Raw genomic sequence first — 2,604 nt, forward strand, 5'->3', positions numbered from 1 at the left:
TGAAATAGAAAATCCTGGAGGTCGATGGTAAACAGTTTGACCGTGAGAACCGATAAGGGTGGCAGGGGGATAACCGACTTGAATATTTTGGGCTGCTTGGGCAAAAACAAGAGCGATCGCATCATCTATGGCTGCCAGTTCTGCCATTGAGATAGGCGCACCACCACAGATCGCCAATATTTTTTCTCGTAGTGCAGCAGGGTAAGGATAGGTTTTCCCGGCTAATAATTCAACTTTCAGATCCAAATCTGTACCAACAATTTCTACCAAGGCAGCATCTATCCCATCCACAGATGTGCCACTCATTAAACCTATAACACGAGTCGGGTGCATTGACAGAGATTCTGGTGTGATTTTCAAAGGTAGTTTAACTTAAATGTTACCTTGATGAAAACCATTTATACAATCGTGAATCTGTTAATTCCTGATTTAACAAATATTCTGACTCCTGACACCTGACTTTTAAATTTCTAATTTTTCCCAGTGGCAATAATATGTAAATCAATATTTTTTAGCAAACCCACCAATTTTTGAATTAAAGAACCTTTCAGCAGAATTTCCCAACGAGAACGCCTACTCGCACCAATAACTATCTGAGTAATACCATATTTTTCTGCGACTTCTACAATTGCCTTAGCAATATTACTATTACTTACCCGAATAAAAATTCCATTAAATTCTTTACATAAATTTTCACAAATATCAACGTGTAGGCTTTCTTCTTTAGTTAGAAAATGATCAGGATTAGCCACAAATAAAACATACAAAGGAGCATTTATATAACCAGCTAATCTTGCGCCCCGACGTAAAAGTTGTACAGAATTAGGGTAAGTAGATACACAAACTAAAACTCTTTCGTGAACACTAAAACTTTGACTTTTCTGTATACAAGCAATGGCATCTTCTTCTACACTATCAGCAACTTCCCGTAAAGCTAATTCTCGTAAAGCGATTAAATTACGTCTTTGAAAAAAGTTATCTAAAGCTGATTTAATTTGATCATGGGCATATATTTTGCCTTCTAATAACCTTTCTTCCAAAGTTTCTGGTGTTACATCTACAACAACTACCTCATCCGCCACTTCTAAAAGTTTATCGGGGACTCGCTCACGCACAACTACACCCGTAATTCTTGCTACTATATCATTAAGACTTTCCAGGTGTTGAACATTCATAGTTGAGTAGACATCAATACCTGCTGCCAAAACAACTTCCACATCTTCATAACGTTTTTCTTGTGGTGAACCAGGAACATTAGTATGGGCAAGTTCATCGACTAATACTAATTGAGGACAACGGTTAATAATTGCCTGAGTATCTATTTCTGGTAACATTAAATCACCAAGAGACCATAATTTTGGCGGTATGATTTCTAAACCTTCAGCTTTTTCTGCCGTTTCTTTTCTACCATGAGTTTCTAACAGTCCGATAACAACATCAATACCTTCCTGTTTGAGTGCGTGTCCCTCTTCCAACATTCGATAGGTTTTACCTACCCCTGGAGCCATGCCAATAAAGATTTTGTGTTTTCCTCGTCCTTGGAAATACATAGAATCAGTGTCAATTGATTATTAATTTTGCTGACGGTTAATTTCTTGCAAATCTAGAGCATAATTTAAACGCAAAACATTAACTCCTGGTTCACCAAAAATACCTAAAAATCTGCCATCAGTATACTTATTAATTAAAGGGATAATTTCATCTTCTTTAATACCCCGTGCTTGTGCAACTCTGGCTAACTGCTGACGTGTTGCCTTCAAAGAAATATGAGGATCTAAACCAGAACCAGAAGAGTAAATTAAATCAGCCGCAGGTTGTATATTTTCATCTTGAAACTGAGTTGCTTCTTCAATAATTCTCTTAGTTAGTTCTGAATTACTAGGAGCAAGATTACTACCCCCTGAGATACCAGTTGGTCTAGCTATTCTACCTTGGCTATATCTCACAGCACTGGGACGACTCTGAAAATATTTATCTGATGTGAAAATTTGACCAAGTAAAGAGGAACCTATTGGTTCAGCGTTTATATTTAAGACAATGCTGCCATTAGCTGAAGAAGGGAAGGCGAACTGACCAACGCCTAATATTGCTACAGGATAAATAATTGCTGTTAACAACCAAAGTAATAAAATCATCCGCATAGCGCGGATAGTTTCTCGAATAAACACCATAATTGGATCTTAGATTTTAGATTTTAGATTTGGGATTTTGAACTTGGTACTTGGTAGTTGGTAATTGGTAGTTGGAAAAAATAAAATTGATTACCCAGTCGCCAGTCACCAATCACCAGTCACCAGTCCCCGATTAAGCTAAACCTGCAACTGTAATTAGCATATCTATGAATTTAATAGCAATAAATGGAGCAATTACACCACCTAAGCCATAAATAAAAATATTGCGTTGCAGAAGTTGATTGGCTGTTAAAGGCCGAAATTTGACACCCTTCAATGCTAAAGGAATCAAAATCGGAATAATCAAAGCATTATAAATCAGTGCCGATAATACAGCCGAATTCACACTGGTTAACTTCATAATATTCAAGCCTTGTAAATTAGCAGATGCAAAAATTACTGGTATAATGGCAAAATATTTAGCAATGTCATT

Annotated in this window: 3 protein-coding genes and 1 pseudogene; all 4 read right to left on the bottom strand. The window is 36.8% G+C overall.

Annotation, left to right across the window (positions count from 1 at the left end):
• The coding region (locus tag H6F47_RS27150; RefSeq protein WP_190651844.1) for an anhydro-N-acetylmuramic acid kinase at positions 1-333 on the bottom strand (333 nt) is incomplete at its 3' end.
• 137 nt (positions 334-470) lie between these two features.
• Positions 471-1,550, bottom strand: a complete 1,080-nt coding sequence (locus tag H6F47_RS27155; RefSeq protein ID WP_190347616.1) for a universal stress protein — start codon at positions 1,548-1,550, stop codon at positions 471-473.
• A gap of 21 nt (positions 1,551-1,571) precedes the next feature.
• Positions 1,572-2,171, bottom strand: a complete 600-nt coding sequence (gene kdpC / locus H6F47_RS27160; RefSeq protein ID WP_190651842.1) for a K(+)-transporting ATPase subunit C — start codon at positions 2,169-2,171, stop codon at positions 1,572-1,574.
• A gap of 133 nt (positions 2,172-2,304) precedes the next feature.
• Positions 2,305-2,604, bottom strand: a pseudogene (locus H6F47_RS27165) (potassium-transporting ATPase subunit B); the annotation flags it as partial.

Origin of the sequence: Sphaerospermopsis sp. FACHB-1094 (assembly GCF_014696195.1) — a bacterium.
In the GTDB taxonomy this organism is placed as follows: Bacteria; Cyanobacteriota; Cyanobacteriia; order Cyanobacteriales; family Nostocaceae; genus Sphaerospermopsis; species Sphaerospermopsis kisseleviana.

What these genes read in the sequence shown, in the direction of transcription:
- H6F47_RS27155 (WP_190347616.1), bottom strand. Translation starts at nt 1,550, where the DNA reads ATGTATTTCCAAGGACGAGGAAAACACAAAATCTTTATTGGCATGGCT.
- kdpC (WP_190651842.1), bottom strand. Translation starts at nt 2,171, where the DNA reads ATGGTGTTTATTCGAGAAACTATCCGCGCTATGCGGATGATTTTATTA.